22 protein-coding genes are annotated in these 16,404 nt (G+C 61.3%); 20 read left to right on the forward strand and 2 right to left on the reverse strand.

Annotated features, from left to right (window positions below):
* The first annotated feature begins 31 nt into the window (after nucleotides 1-31).
* The 5 genes from ACR0AZ_RS03195 (at nucleotide 32) to ACR0AZ_RS03215 (ending at nucleotide 4,736) form a co-directional block, all read left to right on the forward strand.
* On the forward strand, nucleotides 32-775 hold the full coding sequence (locus ACR0AZ_RS03195; RefSeq protein ID WP_480469455.1) for a 1-(5-phosphoribosyl)-5-[(5-phosphoribosylamino)methylideneamino]imidazole-4-carboxamide isomerase: 744 nt from the start codon (nucleotides 32-34) through the stop codon (nucleotides 773-775).
* A gap of 209 nt (nucleotides 776-984) precedes the next feature.
* Nucleotides 985-2,250, forward strand: coding sequence for a beta-ketoacyl-ACP synthase II (gene fabF / locus ACR0AZ_RS03200; protein ID WP_480469456.1), 1,266 nt, complete (start codon nucleotides 985-987; stop codon nucleotides 2,248-2,250).
* A complete protein-coding gene (gene mltG / locus ACR0AZ_RS03205) occupies nucleotides 2,251-3,408 on the forward strand; it encodes an endolytic transglycosylase MltG (protein WP_480469457.1) in 1,158 nt (385 codons plus the stop codon).
* 125 nt (nucleotides 3,409-3,533) lie between these two features.
* Nucleotides 3,534-3,878 carry a copper resistance CopC family protein gene (locus ACR0AZ_RS03210; RefSeq protein ID WP_480469458.1) on the forward strand — a complete coding sequence of 115 codons (345 nt, stop codon included), beginning with the start codon at nucleotides 3,534-3,536 and terminating at the stop codon, nucleotides 3,876-3,878.
* A gap of 3 nt (nucleotides 3,879-3,881) precedes the next feature.
* Entirely contained in the window at nucleotides 3,882-4,736 is an 855-nt protein-coding gene (locus ACR0AZ_RS03215) for a copper resistance D family protein (protein ID WP_480469459.1), read from the forward strand.
* A gap of 33 nt (nucleotides 4,737-4,769) precedes the next feature.
* Here the strand turns inward: ACR0AZ_RS03215 and ACR0AZ_RS03220 are convergent, their stop codons facing one another.
* Together ACR0AZ_RS03220 and ACR0AZ_RS03225 are read right to left on the reverse strand one after the other, a co-directional pair.
* Nucleotides 4,770-6,029: a DEAD/DEAH box helicase gene (locus ACR0AZ_RS03220; RefSeq protein ID WP_480469460.1), complete on the reverse strand. Its 1,260-nt coding sequence runs from the start codon at nucleotides 6,027-6,029 to the stop codon at nucleotides 4,770-4,772.
* 298 nt (nucleotides 6,030-6,327) lie between these two features.
* Nucleotides 6,328-6,864, reverse strand: a complete 537-nt coding sequence (locus ACR0AZ_RS03225; RefSeq protein ID WP_480666755.1) for a winged helix-turn-helix transcriptional regulator — start codon at nucleotides 6,862-6,864, stop codon at nucleotides 6,328-6,330.
* Between the two features lie 39 nt (nucleotides 6,865-6,903).
* On the opposite strand from ACR0AZ_RS03225, the gene ACR0AZ_RS03230 reads away from it, so the two are divergent.
* The 15 genes from ACR0AZ_RS03230 (at nucleotide 6,904) to ACR0AZ_RS03300 (ending at nucleotide 16,392) form a co-directional block, all read left to right on the forward strand.
* Nucleotides 6,904-7,278 carry a VOC family protein gene (locus ACR0AZ_RS03230; RefSeq protein WP_480666756.1) on the forward strand — a complete coding sequence of 125 codons (375 nt, stop codon included), beginning with the start codon at nucleotides 6,904-6,906 and terminating at the stop codon, nucleotides 7,276-7,278.
* 83 nt (nucleotides 7,279-7,361) lie between these two features.
* Entirely contained in the window at nucleotides 7,362-7,802 is a 441-nt protein-coding gene (locus ACR0AZ_RS03235; protein WP_480666757.1) for a hypothetical protein, read from the forward strand.
* Complete coding sequence (locus tag ACR0AZ_RS03240) at nucleotides 7,711-9,081, forward strand: DNA-packaging protein (protein ID WP_480666759.1); 1,371 nt, start codon at nucleotides 7,711-7,713, stop codon at nucleotides 9,079-9,081. The genes ACR0AZ_RS03235 and ACR0AZ_RS03240 overlap by 92 nt, the downstream gene beginning before the upstream one ends.
* Nucleotides 9,082-9,189: 108 nt before the next feature.
* On the forward strand, nucleotides 9,190-9,993 hold the full coding sequence (locus tag ACR0AZ_RS03245) for a class I SAM-dependent methyltransferase (RefSeq protein ID WP_480666760.1): 804 nt from the start codon (nucleotides 9,190-9,192) through the stop codon (nucleotides 9,991-9,993).
* Nucleotides 9,994-10,113: 120 nt separating this feature from the next.
* On the forward strand, nucleotides 10,114-11,274 hold the full coding sequence (locus ACR0AZ_RS03250; RefSeq protein ID WP_480666761.1) for a phage portal protein: 1,161 nt from the start codon (nucleotides 10,114-10,116) through the stop codon (nucleotides 11,272-11,274).
* A complete protein-coding gene (locus tag ACR0AZ_RS03255; RefSeq protein ID WP_170585149.1) occupies nucleotides 11,267-11,485 on the forward strand; it encodes a GTA head formation protein, RCAP_rcc01685 family in 219 nt (72 codons plus the stop codon). Before ACR0AZ_RS03250 ends, ACR0AZ_RS03255 begins: the two co-directional genes overlap by 8 nt.
* A 26-nt stretch (nucleotides 11,486-11,511) precedes the next feature.
* Nucleotides 11,512-12,057, forward strand: coding sequence for an HK97 family phage prohead protease (locus ACR0AZ_RS03260; protein ID WP_480666762.1), 546 nt, complete (start codon nucleotides 11,512-11,514; stop codon nucleotides 12,055-12,057).
* A 36-nt stretch (nucleotides 12,058-12,093) separates the two neighbouring features.
* Nucleotides 12,094-13,272: a phage major capsid protein gene (locus tag ACR0AZ_RS03265; RefSeq protein WP_480666763.1), complete on the forward strand. Its 1,179-nt coding sequence runs from the start codon at nucleotides 12,094-12,096 to the stop codon at nucleotides 13,270-13,272.
* Nucleotides 13,273-13,444: 172 nt separating this feature from the next.
* Nucleotides 13,445-14,044, forward strand: coding sequence for a head-tail connector protein (locus ACR0AZ_RS03270; protein WP_480666764.1), 600 nt, complete (start codon nucleotides 13,445-13,447; stop codon nucleotides 14,042-14,044).
* Nucleotides 14,041-14,379: a phage head closure protein gene (locus ACR0AZ_RS03275; RefSeq protein WP_480469470.1), complete on the forward strand. Its 339-nt coding sequence runs from the start codon at nucleotides 14,041-14,043 to the stop codon at nucleotides 14,377-14,379. The genes ACR0AZ_RS03270 and ACR0AZ_RS03275 overlap by 4 nt, the downstream gene beginning before the upstream one ends.
* A complete protein-coding gene (locus ACR0AZ_RS03280) occupies nucleotides 14,376-14,789 on the forward strand; it encodes a DUF3168 domain-containing protein (RefSeq protein WP_480469471.1) in 414 nt (137 codons plus the stop codon). The genes ACR0AZ_RS03275 and ACR0AZ_RS03280 overlap by 4 nt, the downstream gene beginning before the upstream one ends.
* 20 nt (nucleotides 14,790-14,809) lie before the next feature.
* Nucleotides 14,810-15,223 carry a phage major tail protein, TP901-1 family gene (locus ACR0AZ_RS03285; RefSeq protein WP_170374021.1) on the forward strand — a complete coding sequence of 138 codons (414 nt, stop codon included), beginning with the start codon at nucleotides 14,810-14,812 and terminating at the stop codon, nucleotides 15,221-15,223.
* The gene (locus ACR0AZ_RS03290; RefSeq protein ID WP_480666765.1) at nucleotides 15,223-15,537 is read left to right on the forward strand and encodes a gene transfer agent family protein; all 315 of its coding nucleotides are present in this window, start codon (nucleotides 15,223-15,225) and stop codon (nucleotides 15,535-15,537) included. The genes ACR0AZ_RS03285 and ACR0AZ_RS03290 overlap by 1 nt, the downstream gene beginning before the upstream one ends.
* Entirely contained in the window at nucleotides 15,534-15,743 is a 210-nt protein-coding gene (locus ACR0AZ_RS03295; protein WP_480666766.1) for a rcc01693 family protein, read from the forward strand. The genes ACR0AZ_RS03290 and ACR0AZ_RS03295 overlap by 4 nt, the downstream gene beginning before the upstream one ends.
* Nucleotides 15,730-16,392, forward strand: coding sequence for a phage tail tape measure protein (locus ACR0AZ_RS03300; RefSeq protein ID WP_480666767.1), 663 nt, complete (start codon nucleotides 15,730-15,732; stop codon nucleotides 16,390-16,392). The genes ACR0AZ_RS03295 and ACR0AZ_RS03300 overlap by 14 nt, the downstream gene beginning before the upstream one ends.
* The last annotated feature ends 12 nt before the right edge of the window (nucleotides 16,393-16,404 follow it).

The following is a 16,404-nucleotide window of genomic DNA, read 5'->3' on the forward strand; positions in this document are numbered from 1 at the left end:
ACCCGGAGTGATTCAGCGGAGGATATGGATCATGATGATTTACCCCACGATGGAGCTTCAGAACGGTCGATGCGTCACGTTGGACAAAGGCCGTATCGAAGACGCGATGATCTGGCATGTGGACCCGGTTGAGACCGCGCGCGGCTGGACTGCCGCGGGCGCCGAATGGATGCACCTGACGGATTTCGATGCGATCGAAGGCCGTGATACCAACGCAGAACTGGTGGAAGAGATCATTCGCTCGGCTGAGGTTCCGGTGCAACTGGCTGGTGGCATGCGGACCCGTGAGCATGTGGAACATTGGATCAACAAAGGTGCGGGGCGAATCGTGATCGGCACGCTGGCGGCTTGGGATCCCCAGCTGGTGAAAGAACTCGCCAAGCTCTATCCTGACCAGATCGTATTGGCCGTTGATGTATGGCAGGGTCAGGTGATGACCGAAGGCTGGCGCAGCCAAAGCGCCTTTACGCCAGACGCCTTCATCCAAGCCTTCGCAGATACGCCATTCGCCGCCATTCTGGTCACAGATATCGACAGTGACATGGAAGATGTCGAAGCGCAGTTGGGCCTGATCTCGGGTCTGGCCGAGAAATCGCGCACGCCGATCATTGCCAGCGGGGTGGTACGGACATCCGATGATATATCGCGCTTGGCTTATATCCCGAATATCTCGGGCGCGATTGTTGGACGCGCGCTGTTCCGCAAGACAGTCGATCTGGGCGAGGCGCTGGAAGTGGCGAAGTTGGCCCACGAGCCGATTGCTGAGTTCCAATAAACCTCTGGTATGAGGCGAAGATCCGCCCTGACTGATCGGCAGCCGGGGCGGGTTTTGGTATCCGGGTATACGTTTAAGCTGGTCGGCGGACCGCTCTCGGACATGCAAGACCTAGGTTGCTAGGTCAGAATCCGCCGTTGCTCTTGCCCCCGGACCCCGGGCCGGGGTATGAGCGGTTCTCATAACAGGAAGCAGGCAAGAGGCATTTCATGCGCAGAGTCGTTGTAACCGGTCTGGGATTGGTCACTCCTTTGGCCAGCGGGGTCGAGGAAACCTGGTCGCGTCTGCTGGACGGTGAGTCCGGCGCAGGCCCCATCACGCTGTTTGATGCCGAAGGCAGCGGGGTCACCACGACCTATGCCTGCGAAGTTCCGCGTGGCGATGGCACCAACGGGACGTTCAATCCCGATGACTGGATGCCGCCGAAAGAGCAGCGCAAGATTGAGGATTTCATACTCTATTCCATCGCTGCGGCCGAGATGGCCTGCAAGGATGCGGGTTGGCTGCCTGATGATGAAGAAGACCGTCTGCGCACCGGTGTGCTGATTGGCTCAGGCATTGGCGGGCTGGGATCAATTGCCCAAACTGCGAACCTGATCCGGGACAAGGGTCCACGCAGGGTGTCGCCGTTCTTTATTCCGGGTGCGCTGATCAATCTGGCCTCAGGGCAGGTATCTATCCGGTTTGGCTTCAAAGGCCCCAACCACTCGGTTGTGACCGCGTGTTCGACCGGTGCCCACGCGATTGGCGATGCCAGCCGTATTATCCGTGCAGGTGATGCAGATGTCATGATCGCAGGTGGCGGTGAAGGCTGTATCTGCGAAATCGGCATCGCGGGCTTCAACGCTTGCAAAGCTCTGTCCACCAAATATGCCGATGACCCGAAGAAGGCGAGCCGCCCCTATGACATCGACCGCGACGGCTTTGTCATGGGTGAGGGCGCTGGCATTGTGGTGCTTGAGGATTATGAACACGCCAAGGCGCGTGGCGCGAAGATCTATGCAGAGGTGCTGGGCTATGGCATGTCGGGTGACGCCTATCACATCACCGCACCTTCCGAGGATGGTGACGGCGCGGAGCGTTCGATGAGAGCCGCGCTGCGCAGCGCTGGGCTGGAGCCGAAAGATCTGGACTATATCAATGCGCATGGCACATCGACCATGGCCGATACCATTGAACTGGGCGCAGTCGAGCGTTTGCTGGGCGATCATGCCAGCAACGCGACCATGACCTCGACCAAGTCGGCAACGGGTCACCTGTTGGGTGCGGCGGGCGCGATTGAGGCAATCTTTTCGATCCTCGCGATCCGGGATCAGGTCGCCCCTCCGACGATCAACCTGGACAACCCCGCGGTCGAGACGCCGATCGATTTGGCCCCGAACGCAAAGCGTGAGCGTGAGATCAACGTGGCCCTGTCGAACTCGTTCGGATTTGGCGGAACCAATGCAAGCGTGATCTTCGGAAAGGCCAGTTAAATGTGGCGGGCGTTGGCGTCGAACGCACTGACCGTTCTGATCGTTTGCCTGTTCCTGTTGGGCGGCGTCGTGCTGTGGGGTCAATCGCAATACACGTCAGATGGCCCGCTGGAAACTGCGATCTGCCTGCAAGTCAGACCGGGTTCGAACATGACCCGCGTCAGTCAGGAACTGGAAGATCAGGGTGCGATCAGCAGCGGGCTGATCTTTCGCCTTGCCGCTGATTATGCTGATAAATCTCAGCAACTGAAAGCTGGTAGCTTTCTGGTGCGCGAAGGGTCGTCGATGGAGCAGATCGTCGACGAGATCACGAGCAGCGGGGCCAGTACCTGTGGCACCGAGATCGAATATCGTATCGGTGTAACCCGGATGCAGACCCGTGTGCGTGAGTTGAATCCGGCGACACTGAATTTTGATGAGGTCGCTTCGTTTGTGATCGGCGAAGAGGAAGCGCCTGAAATCTATGCGGAAAAACGCGGTGAAGCGGATACGCGTTACCGTGTTTCTCTGGCTGAAGGTGTCACCAGCTGGCAGGTTGTCGAGTCGCTTAAAGCGATGGATCTGCTGACTGGTGAGGTGGCTGAACTGCCCGCCGAAGGAATGCTTGCCCCTGATAGTTATGAGGTCAGGCCCGGTGAAGATCGGAATGTAATCCTGGCAGATATGCAGGAAAAACAGCAGCTTAGGATCAATGCGGCTTGGGAGGGGCGTCAGGACGGATTGCCTTTGAACAGTCCTGAGGAGATGTTGATTCTGGCTTCGATCATCGAAAAGGAAACTGGGCAGCCGGAAGAGCGCGGTCAGGTGGCGAGCGTTTTCGTCAACCGTCTGAACCAAGGTATGAGGCTGCAGACAGACCCGACAGTGATCTATGGTGTCACCAAAGGGCAAGGGACCTTGGGTCGGGGCTTGCGACGGAGTGAATTACGCCGTGTAACGCCCTGGAATACTTATGTAATCGAAGGATTGCCGCCGACCCCGATTGCCAATCCGGGTCTTGCCAGCCTTGAGGCCGCGGTTGCACCGGACAATACGGATTTCATCTTCTTTGTTGCGGATGGGACCGGGGGGCATGCTTTTGCCAAAACGCTGGAAGAGCACAATCGAAACGTCGCCAAATGGCGCGAGATTGAAGCGGATCAGAATTCGGGGAATTGAGCCGCGTGGCCTAGAATGTCCGAGTTGTACGTCGCCAGAAACACGGATCTTCTGTTTTGTACAAACCAGAGGTCTGCAGTATTTCGCGGTTCGTCGTGCGCGGTAACAGTTTGGAAAGATCTGCCATGATAAGAATTGCCCTGACAGTTTTTACCCTGCTCGTGACGGCGACGGTCGCGATGGCGCATTCGCCTGTGCAGCGAACCACTCCGGTGGATGGCGCAGCTATCGATCAGGTCCCGTCTGAGATCTCGCTTGTTTTCGGACGCAAGATTCGTCTGACGCGGGTGGATTGGCAGTTGAACGGGGATCAGATGGGTACAGTTGATCTGGGCGCGGCAGGTGAATTCACGACGGAAATCGTGCTGCCCTTCGATGCGGCAGGACCGGGCGCGTATCAGATCGATTGGCGTGGCTTGTCCGAGGATGGACATCCGCAAATGGGCAGCTTTAGCTTTACGGTCGAATAGCGGGTGGCTGACCCGATCAGCATAGCTTCGATTCTTGCAAAATGGGCGCTTTATGTTGGTGTGCTGGGCTGTACCGGATCCGCGTTCTGCGCGGCGCTATTTCGGGTTGAGATACGGCAGAGCCTGATTGCTTCATTCGCGGGAATTGGGGTGCTGTGCGCCATTCTCTCTTTTGCTTTGAAGGGCAGCGCTTTGACCGGCGATATGTCGGGGGTCGTCGATGCCGAGATGCTGGGCCTGCTATGGCAAACTCAGAGCGGCGTGGCTCTGAGATGGCAGTTGATCGGGTTGGCGTTGATGCTTGTTGGCCTGTTTAGGCTGCGCTTTGCCCGGGTTCTGCAGATATTTGGCGGGGTGCTTGCCCTTTGCGGTCTTGCAGCTATCGGTCATGTGCATGACCGGGAGGTTCCCGTTATGCTTTACAGCCTTGTCCTGCATCTGATCTGTGCGGCGACGTGGATCGGAATATTGATCCCCTTGCATCGGTTGGCCTCTGATCCGGAGCAGGCAGAGGCTGCCGCGTGGCTTGGAGAGCGATTTGGTCAGGTCGCGATGGTGTTTGTGCCGCTGCTGCTGGTTGCGGGGGGGTATATGGCCTATGGGCTGACGGGTTCGGTCACGGCGATGCTGACCTCGGGCTATGGGCAGGTGTTGTTGGCGAAAGTGGCGCTTGTTGCTGCGTTGCTGGCGTTGGCGGCGCTGAACAAGCTGCGCTTTGTGCCCGGTTTGCGCGCAGGGAACTCCTTGGCGGCATCTGGTTTGGTCCGCACGATCAAGGCCGAAGCAGGGCTGATGGCCGTGATCCTGCTGGTGACCGCGATCCTGACAACAAGTGTGACGCCGCCAAGCCTGCATTGACCAGAGGGGCGGGAACCCCTCTGACCCTGTGCATCACGCCGCCTTGGGGCGACGCGGACGGCGGCGTTTTTGGCCAGCGGGTTTCGGCCCGCTGTTGTTCTGCGGTTTCGGACCCCGGCGGCGATTATTCTGTCGACGGGCAGGTTTGGCGGGAGTGATCGCCTCGGGCATCTCACCACTGGCCACCGGAATTTCGATCTTCATCAGCTTTTGAATCTGACGCAGCAGATCAACCTCTTCGGCTGAGCAGAAGGCAATGGCTTCGCCCTCGCGCCCCGCGCGGGCGGTGCGGCCGATGCGGTGGACATAGTTGTCGGGCACTTCGGGCAGGTCGTAGTTGATCACATAAGCCACGCCGGGAATATCGATGCCGCGTGCAGCGACATCAGTGGCGACAAGCACATTGACCTCACCCGCGCGGAAGGCCTTGATCGCGCGGTCGCGCTGGCCCTGGCTTTTGTTGCCGTGGATCGAGGCCGCGTTGTAGCCATCGGCGACGAGGCCTTTCATCAGCTTTTCAGCCCCGTGTTTGGTGCGGGAAAAGACCAGCGTCAGCGCGTCCATATCCGCCGACAGGATCTCGCGCAGCTTGGCGGGTTTTGCCGGCTTTTCAACGAAATGGATCGACTGGGTGATCTTGTCCGCCGCTTTGCCGGGGGGCGAGACCTGCACCCGTTGCGGGTTGGTCAGGTAGGCCCGGCTGAGCTCTTCCATCTGCTTCGGCATGGTGGCCGAGAACAGCATGGTCTGGCGCGGCGTGCCCAGTTCCGGCGCGATGCGGCGCAGGGCGTGAATGAAGCCCATGTCGAGCATCTGATCGGCCTCATCCAGCACCAGATGGCGGACCGAACTGAGGTCGACGGCCTTGCGCTCCATCAGGTCAATCAGACGGCCGGGCGTGGCCACGAGGATATCGGTGCCGCGCGACAGGAACATGATCTGCTTGTTGATTGACTGGCCGCCGACCACGGTGGCGACGCGCAGTTTGGTCTTTTTGGTGAGGTTGCGCAGGCTGTCGGCGATCTGGTTCACCAGCTCGCGGGTCGGCGCAAGGATCAGGGCCTTGGCGGTTTTGGGATCGGGCTTGCCGGGCTGCGCCAGCAAGTGGTCAATCAGCGGCAGGCCGAAGGCCAGCGTTTTGCCGGTGCCGGTCTGAGCGAGGCCGAGGATATCGTGGCCGTTCAGCGCCAGCGGAATCGCCTGATTCTGGATCGGCGTGGGTTGGGTGAAATTGGCGCGTTGCAACGCGTCGTTCAGGGCGGGCGCGAGGCCCAGCATGTCGAAGTCGAACAAAGAACTATCCTTTTTCGCCCATGGCTTTGGCGCATGGGCAAGTCGCAATGGGCCGCATCCGCGACCGGCAGGGGTTGTGCGAGACCTCGGGACAGGCAGGCGGTTCCTGCGATGTCCGGTCGTCGCGTCAAGAACCCTGCGTGATGGGGAACTATGGGTGGATCGGGCGCTGTGGGGGCTCTGGATGGCCCGAATGCTCACGCTTCAGCGCTGTTTGAAGGGCACATGCGGGTTGGGCGCGAGAATGTCAAGCTGTCGGGTCGGGTTTTCCGCGTGCTTTCTGAGAGTGTTGCAGCGTTTACTGGGCCAGTCCGACCGCCTGATGGATCGCAAATCCTGTTTTGACCGCGCAATAGGTCGGGAACGGCATCCGTCCCGAGGTCTCGATATCGCGACTTATCCAGTCGTGATCTTCCAGCTGATGCAGGGATGACGAGAGGGCGCGGTCGGTGATGGGGGTCAGGTCAGACTTGATCGCCGAAAAGCGATGCGGGGTGCCGGTCAGGGCCAGGATGGGTACGGTCCATGACTTACGAAGAAGCTTGAGCGCACTGGTGTCCGGGGCGATCTGAATGATCGCGCTGGCGATCCCGGCGGCCTGGATCCCGGCTGGGGTCAGGCGAAATTCTGGGCGCAGAGGGTGACCGTGGCCGGGGTTTCGCTCGATCAGGCCAAGCTGGGCAAGGTGATCGAGACTTGCCGCAAAGGCTGTTCGGCTGGCGCTGGTTGCGGCGAGCAAAGGGGCCTGACGACCGGGAACACCCGAATGCATCAGGGCCAGGATGTTCAGCGACCATGCGCGCGCGGTCAGCTTGACAAGTAAATTAATGTCCATAAAGTATAGTAACTATATTTTCAGACAAGGGAAAGACCGATGCCGCTCGTTTCATTGAAAAACACGATCACATTTGCGATTTCGGTCCGGGATCGCCACACCAGCGCGGATTGGTATCGCGATATGCTCGGGTTCGAACTGATCCACCATATCGATGAAGCCGGGTGGAGCGAGATGCGCACCAATGTGGAAGGCGTGACATTGGGTCTGGGAGAACAGGCAGAGCCGTCGCCGGGCAATTGCGTCCCGGTCTATGAGGTTGGTGATATTGCCACGGCGCGGGACGCTTTGGAGGCCGCAGGGGTGGCGTTCGATGGCCCGACCGAGACGATCGAAGGCATGGTCAGTACGGCAACGTTCTATGATCCGGACAAGAACGCGATGATGCTGGCGCAGGATTTGACCGGTGGTTGATGTTAACATACCGCACTGTGCCTGTTGCGTCCGTGTTGCGTAACACATTGACTTTGCGCACTTAATCGCGTACTCCTTATGTCATGCTAGAAGAAGTGGGCAACGGCCCCGGGGTGACCCGGTGGCCGTTTTTCGTTTCTCTCGTGCGGAAAAACTCACGCATGAGGTCACAGGCAAACATGACTTTGATTACCCCGGAAGAGCGGATTTCCCAGACGGCTGAATTGTTGCAGTCGCTCGAAAGATCCATTCGCGATCTGCGCCAAGCAGCGGAAGAACTGCGAAAACAGATCGGTGCCGGGGAGGATGCAGACCTTGCCGGAACAGGCAAGCAACTGGGTCAGCTAGAGGGGCTGATCCGAAGTTGCCAGAAAGTGGAGACAAGCTTTGTCGAACAACATCACAGACAAGCCGGAATTGCCCAAGGGGGCTATGCGCTCGACCTTGATCGGGCACGATCTGAGATTGGGTGCAGGCTGGCTCGCCTCCGCGCCTGCTGCGGTGCAGGACAGATTTCTGAGTGAGATCGGGGAGGGGGGGCTGTGTGCCCTCCCTTTCCTGTTCGAGTTCTGGGCGCTGCCGCATCAGTTGCCGCCCGAGGGTGACTGGCGGTCGTGGGTGATCATGGGCGGGCGCGGGGCTGGTAAGACGCGGGCCGGGGCTGAGTGGGTGCGGTCTATGGTCGAGGGGTCTTTGCCCTTGGATCGCGGTGAGGCATGTCGTGTGGCTTTGGTTGGAGAGACGTTTGATCAGGTGCGCGATGTGATGATCTTTGGCGATAGCGGGATTTTGCAGTGCTCACCGCCGGATCGGCGGCCTACATGGAAGGCATCGGAGCGCAAGCTGATCTGGCCCAACGGGGCTGAGGCGCAGGCGTTTTCGGCGCATGATCCCGAGGGGTTGCGCGGCCCGCAATTCGATGCGGCCTGGGTGGATGAATTGGCCAAGTGGAAGAAGGCTGGAGAAGCCTGGGATATGTTGCAGTTTGCGTTGCGGCTGGGGGAGCGGCCTCGGGTCTGTGTGACGACCACACCACGCAATGCGAAGGTTTTGAAGGACTTGCTGGCGTCGCCGTCCACCGTGCAGACCCACGCGCCGACCGAGGCGAACCGGGCCAATCTGGCGGACTCGTTTTTGCAGGAGGTGCGCGCGCGTTACGCGGGCACGCGGCTGGGGCGGCAGGAGTTGGACGGGGTGCTGCTGTCGGATGCTGAGGGTGCGTTATGGACGGACTCGATGCTGGAGGCGGCGCGCTGTGCGCAGGTGCCCGCGTTGGATCGGATCGTTGTGGCGCTGGACCCAGCGGTGACGACGGGGGCGGATGCAGATGCCTGTGGGATCGTGGTCGTGGGCGCACAGCTTCAGGGGCCGCCCGAGGAGTGGCGGGCCTATGTGCTGGCCGACCGGACGCTGCAGGGCGTTGGCCCGGCGGGCTGGGCGCAGGCGGCGATTGACGCGATGGACGAGTTCGGGGCCGAACGACTGGTGGCCGAGGTCAATCAGGGCGGGCAACTGGTGGAAGAGGTCGTGCGGCAGGTGGACCCTCTGGTCCCTTATCGGGCCGTGCGGGCCTCGCGCGGCAAGGTCGCGCGGGCCGAGCCTGTGGCGGCTTTGTACGAGCAAGGGCGGGTGGCGCATGTGGCCGGGCTGGACGCGCTGGAGGAGCAGTTGTGCCAGATGACCGCGAGGGGGTTCGAGGGTCAGGGCTCTCCCGACCGGGTCGACGCGCTGGTCTGGGCGCTGCATGAGTTGGTGGTGGGGCCTGCGGGGGTGTTTAGAAGGCCGAGGGTAAGGGCGTTGTAAAGCGATGGGCGCAAGGACGTATGAAATGGTCGTGTGCCTCGTCTCGAATCGCGAAAAAGTGTAAGCTCTGACGTGTCGGGGTTCTGAAAGCTGAGCCGGAGAGACGCCATGGAACCTGCTGTTTCACAAGACGAACTGGACGCTGGCCGCGGTTATGAGCAACTGTTCGTGCCAGCGCTGTTTGCATCTTGGCCCCCACATTTGGTGAAGTGCGCCGGAGTGAAAGCTGGCCAGCAGGTTTTGGACATTGCATGCGGTAGCGGTGTTCTGGCGCGGCACTTGCTGTCAGTGGTGGGCGATGGAGGCCGCGTAACTGGACTCGATCCAGCGCGGGGAATGATCGCGGCTGCGCGCGAGGTTGAGCCACGCATTGACTGGGTTTTGGCGGGTGCAGAGGATACTGGGTTGGAGAGCGGGACGTTTGATGCCGTGCTGTCCCAGTTCGGGATGATGTTCTTTCGGGACCGAGATGCGGCAGCGTGGGAAATGCATCGCGTCCTCAGGCGGGGCGGCGCGCTGGCCGTAGCGGTCTGGAACGATCTGGATCACAATCCGGCCTATCACGCCATTATCAAGCTCTTGGAGTCCGAGATCAGCACTGCGGCGGGGGATGCTCTGAGATTGCCTTATTCGCTTGGGAACCCTGCAGAGGTTGTTTCAGTCTATGAAACGGCTGGATTCCTGGACATCGAGGTGGTGAGCGACACTGAACCGGCGCGCTTTCCAAGTGCCCGGACGATGGTTGAGGCTGATTTGCGCGGCTGGCTTCCGCTTTTTGACATTCATCTGAGCGAAGAAAAAATCGCGAGTGTCTTAGCCTGTGCTGAGGATGCGTTAGCAGCGTTCCGTACTGCTGATGGTAAGGTCGTATTTCAGGCGTCAGCCTATATTGTGAGTGGCAGGAAGCCTTGAGCGGTTGGTGACGCGATCGCGTTGCCCACCCTCCGTACGCCCCATTCCCAAGGCTTAAACTTCTTTCCGTCATAACTCCTTTCAACAAGCCGGGCAGAGCGGCGGCAGAAAGGAGCACAGATGGTATTCGATTTCTTGCGTCGTGGATCGGCTGAGGCAGCGCCCGAGGCGAAGGCGAGCGCGGCGGGGCCTGTGGTGGCGTGGCAGACGGGCGGGCGCGTGGCGTGGAGCCCTCGGGATGCGGTGTCGCTGACGCGGACGGGGTTTTCGGGGAACCCGGTGGGTTTTCGCTCGGTCAAGCTGATTGCCGAGGCGGCGGCGGCGTTGCCTTTGGTGCTACAGGATCAGGCGCAGCGCTTTGATGTGCATCCGATCTTATCGCTGATGCGCCGTCCGAATGCGGCGCAGGGGCGGGCGGAGTTGATGGAGGCGCTGTACGGGCAGTTGCTGCTGTCAGGCAATGCCTATGTCGAGGCGGTGCAGGCCGAGGAAGGCCTGCCGGTTGAGCTGCATGTCTTGCGCTCGGATCGGATGAGCGTGGTGCCGGGGGCGGATGGGTGGCCCAAGGCGTATGATTATGCCGTGGGCGGCAAGAAGCACCGGTTTGCGGCGGAAAACATCTGTCATATCAAGTCGTTCCATCCGCAGGATGATCATTATGGGTTCTCACCCATGCAAGCGGCGGCGATGGCGATTGATGTGCATAACAGCGCGTCTCGGTGGTCGAAATCCCTTTTGGATAATGCGGCACGGCCTTCTGGGGCGTTGGTGTGGAAGGGCGATGGCCATGGGGTGATGGCCGAGGATCAGTTCCGCCGCCTGTCCGATGAGATCGAGCAGAATTATCGCGGGGCGCGCAATGCGGGTCGCCCGATGGTTCTGGAAGGGGGCTTGGATTGGAAGCCGATGGGGTTCTCTCCGTCCGATATGGAGTTTCAAAAGACCAAGGAAGCCGCCGCCCGCGAGATCGCGTTGGCCTTTGGGGTCCCGCCGATGCTGCTGGGGATACAAGGCGACGCGACTTATTCGAACTATCAGGAGGCCAACCGGGCGTTTTATCGCCTGACCGTGCTGCCTCTGGTGACGCGGGTGGCGGCGGCGGTGTCGGATTGGTTGGCGGGCTTCACCGGGGAGGAGCTGGTGCTGAAGCCCGATCTGGATCAGGTGCCTGCGCTGTCTGCGGAACGCGATGCGCAATGGGCGCGGGTCAACGGGGCCGATTTCCTGAGCGATGCCGAAAAACGCGCGTTGCTGGGGCTGCCGGAGCGTGCGGATGGGTGACGGGTATCCTCCGTTCGATTGCGCGCCGGGCTTGCGCCTGGCCGCGCATGAGCGGGTGGCCGAGATCCAGCACGCGCACTTGTGCAGGCGGCTGGATCAGATCGAAGAAATGATGGAACGGCTGGAGAAACGGTTGTGGCTGACAGTCTATGGTGTGGCGGCGGTGATCCTGGCGCAGGCGTTTCAATCATTCCTCGTGGCAACGCCATAATGTCAGTGGGTTACATGGAGAAGTTCATGGATTTGGAACATAAATTCGCGCGGTTTGGGGACGGCTTGTCGGTGACCGAAGATGCGGTGATCGAAGGCTATGCCAGCCTGTTCGGGCAGGTCGATCAGGGCAGCGATGTGGTGCAGCGCGGGGCGTATCGCAGCTCGCTTGACGGGCTCGAAAAGGCGGGTCAGCGGGTCAAGATGCTATGGCAGCACGACCCGGCGCAGCCCATCGGTGTTTGGGACGAGGTGCGCGAGGATGATCGGGGCCTTTGGGTCAAAGGACGTTTGCTGGAGAGCACGCAGAAAGGCCGTGAGGCGGCCGAGCTGATCCGGGCGGGGGCGATGGACGGCCTGTCGATTGGCTATCGCACAAAACGGGCCGTGAAAAATGACAAGGGCCAGCGGGTCCTGACCGAACTGGAGCTGTGGGAGGTGTCTTTGGTGACCTTCCCGATGCTGCCCAGTGCGCGGGTGGCGGCGAAGGGTTTTGAGCCTGACGTTGAAAACACCTGGCGCAGTATTGCCGAGGTGTTCAACGACGCCCGGCAGGAGCTGGCGCGGACCTAGCGCGCCTCAATACCCACCCAAAAACAGGACATGCTGATGAGCAAGACCGAAACCCCGGCCTTGACCGGAGAGGGTGCGCCCCTGGTTCAGGAGGTGAAGCAGGCGATGGCTGGCTTCGTGAATGAATTCAAGGACCTCAAGGCTGAAGTTAAAACCCAACTGCAACAGACAGAAGAGCGACTGACCATGCTGGATCGTAAATCAACCATCGCGGCGCGTCCGCATCTTGCGTCCTCGATCGAGGACGGCGCACCGCATCAGAAGGCCTTTGACGCCTATGTGCGTTCGGGCGAGGATGACGGGCTGCGCGGGCTGGAGATTGAGGCCAAGTCGCTTTCGACGGCGGTCAACAGTGATGGTGGCTATCTGGTCGATCCGCAGACGGCTGAGATGATCAAGTCGGTGTTGAATTCGACTGCTTCGATCCGTTCGATTGCGTCGGTGGTGAATGTCGAGGCGAACTCGTTCGACGTTCTGATCGACCACACCGATGTGGGTGCGGGTTGGGCGGATGAGAATTCGGCCACGGCAGAGACATCGACCCCGTCGATTGACCGCATCTCGATCCCGCTGCACGAGCTGAGCGCGCTGCCCAAGGCGTCGCAGCGTCTGTTGGATGACAGTGCGTTTGACGTCGAAGGCTGGCTGGCCGGTCGCATCGCCGACAAGTTTGCACGGGCCGAGGCAGCGGCGTTCATCAATGGTGATGGTGTGGACAAGCCCAAGGGTATCCTGACCCACCGTACGATGGAAAACGGCAGCTGGGGCTGGGATAGCCTGGGTTATGTCGCGTCGGGTATTGATGGTGGCGTCGATGCCGATGCGATTGTGGACGTGGTCTATGCGCTGGGCGCGCAGTACCGGGTGAACGGCACTTTCGTGATGAACTCGAAAACCGCGGGTCTGATCCGCAAGCTGAAGGACAGCGATGGCCGCTTCCTTTGGTCGGATGGCCTAGCCGCTGGTGAGCCTGCGCGTCTGATGGGCTATCCGGTACTGATCGCCGAGGACATGCCGGATGCGGCGACCGACAGCTATTCGATTGCCTTCGGTGACTTCCAGTCGGGCTACACCATAGCCGAACGTCCCGATCTGCGCGTGCTGCGCGATCCGTTCAGCGCCAAGCCGCATGTTCTGTTCTACGCGACCAAGCGCGTGGGCGGTGATGTGAGCGATTTTGCTGCAATCAAACTGCTGAAATTCGGCATCGCCTAAGCGGTGGCGGATCCGGGGGGCTGCAAGGCCCCTCGGGCGGCGGGCGCGGGCCGGGGTGAGATCCCCCGCGTTGTCTAGCTGCTCCCCTCCGTCCGAGCAACGTGGGGCGGCGCGTGCCCGTCATTTTCCAAGGATACGGCCCCGGAGGGGTCCGAGATTGCGGAGTGAATGGATGATGTTGATCGAAGAAACCGCCATCGCGGATGCGGCGCTGCCGGTGGATCAGTTCAAGGCGCATCTGCGGCTGGGCACGGGGTTTGCCGAGGGCAATGTGCAGGACGAGGTGTTGAATGGCTTTCTGCGTGCGGCCATTGCGGCGATTGAGGCGCGCACCGGTAAGGTGCTGATCGAACGGGATTTCTCGTGGAGCCTGAACGGTTGGCGCGATCCAGCAGGTGAAGTGCTGCCGGTGGCCCCGGTGGTCTCGGTTGCTGCGATCACGCTGACGGATGCGGCGGGGACCGACATGGTTGTGGATGCCGAAGCTTACCGTTTGGAGCGCGACATGCAGCGCCCTCAGTTGCGTCCGGTTGGCGCTTGCTTGCCAAGGGTGCAGACCGGCGGCTCGGTGAAGATCGTTTTCACGGCCGGAATGGCTGCGGATTGGGGCGGGCTGCCCGCTGATCTGGGGCAGGCGGTGCTGCTGCTGGCGGCGCATTACTACGAATATCGCGATGAGACGGCGCTGGGCGCAGGGTGCATGCCGTTTGGCGTGACCAGCCTGATCCAGCGCTATCGCACGGTGCGTTTCGGCGCAGGGGTGACGCAATGAGCGCGCCGCGATTGAACCGCAAACTGGTGCTGGAGGCTCCGGTTCGTAGTGCCGATGGTGCGGGAGGTTACACCGAGACATGGGCCGCACTGGGTGCGCTTTGGGCTGAGGTCTCTGCGCGCAGCGGGGCGGAACGGGCTGTTGGTGGTGCCTCGGTGTCGCGGGTTGGCTATCGGATCGTGGTGCGCGGCGTGCCGGAGGGGTCCTCGATGCGGCCTGCGCCGGATCAGCGGTTCGCCGAAGGGACGCGCCGGTTTGTCATTCGTGCGGTGGCCGAGCGCGATCCGCGCGGCCAGTACCTGACCTGTTTCGCAGATGAAGAGGTGGCGGCATGAGCTATGGCGTTGCAGCCGCGTTGCAGGCGGCGATGTTTCAACAGCTTTCGGGGGATGCGCAGGTTAACACGCTTTCGGGCGGTGCGATTTATGACGCGGTGCCCTCGGGGGTGTTGCCGCAGACCTACGTGACCCTGGGGCCGGAAGAGGTGCGGGATGCCTCGGATCGGTCGGGCACGGGTGCCGTGCATCGGTTCACGGTCTCGGTGGTGTCCGAAGCGGCGGGTTTTGGTGCGGCCAAGACACTGGCCGGTGCGGTTTGCGATGCGCTGGAAGGTGCGGCGCTGACTTTGGACCGGGGCCATTTGGTGGGGCTGTGGTTCGAGCGTGCCAGCGCCCGGCGCACGGGAACTGGCGGCGCGATCCGCCAGATCGATCTGAGATTCCGCGCCCGCGTGGAAGATGACTAAGCAATCAACGGAGAGAGCATATGGCTGCCCAGAACGGAAAAGACCTGTTGGTCAAAGTGGATATGAACGGCACCGGTCTGTTCGAGACCATCGCGGGGCTGCGCGCCACGCGGATCAGTTTCAATGCGGAAAGTGTGGATGTCACCAGCCTGGAAAGTCAGGGCGGGTGGCGCGAGTTGCTATCGGGGGCGGGGGTCAAATCGGCCTCGATCTCGGGCTCGGGCGTGTTCAAGGATGAAGGTACTGATGAGCGGGCGCGTCAGCTGTTCTTTGACGGCGAGACGCCCGGCTTTCAGGTGATCATCCCCGATTTTGGCATTGTCGAAGGCCCGTTTCAGGTGAGCAGCATCGAGTATGCGGGATCGCATAACGGTGAGGCGACTTATGAGATGAGCATGGCAAGCGCCGGTGCGCTGAGCTTTACGGCGCTCTGATGGTCAATCCGTGGACGGGCGAGGTGGCGTTGACCATCGATGGGGAGCAGCGGGTGCTCAAGCTGACTTTGGGTGCTTTGGCGGAATTGGAACAGGCGTTGCAGACCGGGTCTCTGGTCGAGTTGGTGCAGCGGTTCGAGGGCGGCGGGTATTCCAGCAGCGATGTGCTGGCGCTGCTTGTTGCCGGGCTGCGGGGCGGTGGGGCGCAGGTGAGCCGCGATGACCTGCTGCATGCCGAGATTGCGGGCGGGCCGATGGCGGGCGCGCGGGCGGCGGCAGAGCTGCTGGCGCGCGCCTTCATGGTGCCGGAGTGAGTGGGTTCGACTGGCCCGTCCTGATGCGGGCCGGGTTTCTCGGCCTGCGGCTGACGCCGGATCAGTTCTGGGGTCTGACCCCGGCAGAGCTGCGGCTGATGCTGGGGCAAGGCGCGGGGATGCCTGCGATGAATCGGGCGGGGCTGGACGCGCTGCTGGCGGCATATCCGGACAAAGAACAAGGAGAGCGTGATGACGGATCGTGAGGGTTTTGACGACCTGCAGGAGCGGGGAGAGGCGCTGGGTGATGCGCTAGGTGATGCCGCGACCATGGCCTCGGCGTTTGATGGGCAGATGCGTCGGATCAGGGCCGCGTTTGAAGAGACCGGCAAGGATGTGGCGACGCTGGAGCGTGGCATGTCGGGCGGGTTGCGCAAGGCTTTTGATGGCGTGGTGCTGGACGGGATGAACCTGTCGGGCGCGCTGGATGTGCTGAAGAACTCGATGATCAAGACCGCCTATTCGGCGGCGATCAAACCGGTGACGGATCACTTTGGCGGGATGCTGGCCAATGGGGTTGGCAATCTGGTGCAGGGGATTTTGCCCTTTGCGGATGGCGGCAGTTTCTCTCAGGGACGCGTGATGCCCTTTGCCAATGGCGGCGTGGTCAGCGGCCCGACGATGTTTCCGATGCGCGGGGGCACCGGGTTGATGGGCGAGGCTGGCCCCGAGGCGATCATGCCGCTGGCCCGTGGGGCCGACGGAAAGCTGGGCGTGCGGACGCAGGGCGGCGGGCGCGCAGTGAACGTAGTGATGAATATCAGCACGCCCGATGTACAGGGATTCCGCCGTTCTCAGGGACAGATCGCGGCGCAGATGAGCCGGGCCTTGGGCCGTGGCAATCGCAACAGATAAGGGGAGCAGGTG

Source organism: Ruegeria sp. BE3 (genome assembly GCF_056538865.1).